General features: G+C 29.5%; 2 protein-coding genes. Both read left to right on the forward strand.

Annotation, left to right across the window (positions count from 1 at the left end; translation table 11 throughout):
• Positions 1-235: 235 nt before the first annotated feature.
• Positions 236-880, forward strand: coding sequence for a thermonuclease family protein (locus tag RCF13_RS20100; protein ID WP_016121632.1), 645 nt, complete (start codon positions 236-238; stop codon positions 878-880).
• Between the two features lie 11 nt (positions 881-891).
• The gene (locus tag RCF13_RS20105) at positions 892-1,161 is read left to right on the forward strand and encodes a zinc-finger domain-containing protein (RefSeq protein ID WP_016121631.1); all 270 of its coding nucleotides are present in this window, start codon (positions 892-894) and stop codon (positions 1,159-1,161) included.
• Positions 1,162-1,205: the final 44 nt, after the last annotated feature.

Here is a 1,205-nt window from a genome sequence, read left to right on the forward strand (position 1 = left end):
TGTTCTGCTACAATACTATTAACTTTATCTATTATAATTAGTTTGTATGTAATTTGAAATTATATTAAAAAGAATAATCTTTACAAGTAAATAAAAGTTAATTATAATTAACTAAGATTTCAAAAACTTTAATAAATTAATATTTTTTATATAAAAGGGAAAACCCCAAATAGACCATAACCTTCATTGTGTTAGGGCTATTTGGGGTTTTTATTTTTAGGAGGAGAAGAAGATAGTGAAAAAAAAGATAAGGTGTTTAGCAAGTGTTGCTGGATTATCACTATTTATTTCTGGATGTTCTGGTACTCCCCAAGTTGGAAAAGATGGATTAATTAATGGAATGAATGAGAAAGACATAGAAAAACAAACAAGTGCTATTACAGGATTATCTGGTGAGACTAAAGCCAGTGTACAAAAAAGACAAATGGCAAAACCAGAAACAGAATTCTTTCCTGAAATGCCAAAGAATGCTTTAAAAGCACTTGAATATGACAAATTAGAAGATGTAAATAAAGTACGTTTTAAAAATGGAGGCATATTAACCCTTATAGGTATTCAGATGAAAAAAGAAGGAAATAGGCGTGAAGTTATAGATTTTATGCCTAATGAAAGTACCAAGTTTTTAAAGACAATGTTAGATAGCCAGAAAGAAGTTTATGTAGAAACTATTTCAGGTGATGAAGAAGGAGAGATGTACGGATATCTTTGGATAGGTGATGATAAGCAATTAAGAAATATTAATGCATTATTGATTCAGGAAGGGTATGCAAAATTAGTTAGAGTCGACGGTGTAAATTACTATGACACTAGCTTTTATCAAATTGAACAAGAAGCGTTTAGTAACAAATTAGGGATTTGGAAAAACACTGGGAGAGAATAGGGGGAGTATGAATGAATACATTGACAACTGAAAAAAGAAAATCTATAAGTCGGCAAAAGAAATTGCGTCTAGAAGTGATTATGATGTCTGAAGAAAGTTGTAATCAATGTCCAATTTTATTAGAAAATAGGAAACTACTAGGAAATAAAAAAGCATATAAAGAGTGCATAAAAACATGTCTTACATTAAAAAGAATACAACAGAAAAATAAAGAATTGGAAGAAGAGCAGAGTAAATTTAGAGAGTTAATGAAGCAAGAAGAAAAAGTCGCAAGTAATTAATTTATTCTAGGGAGCTGTTCTTATGCAAAATAGAAAGGTGAATT

The organism is Stenotrophomonas maltophilia group sp. RNC7 (assembly GCF_030910085.1).
GTDB lineage: Bacteria > Pseudomonadota > Gammaproteobacteria > Xanthomonadales > Xanthomonadaceae > Stenotrophomonas > Stenotrophomonas sepilia.

Bases quoted from the DNA above. Each gene is read 5' to 3' on its own strand.
- RCF13_RS20105 (WP_016121631.1), top strand. From the start codon at position 892: ATGAATACATTGACAACTGAAAAAAGAAAATCTATAAGTCGGCAAAAG.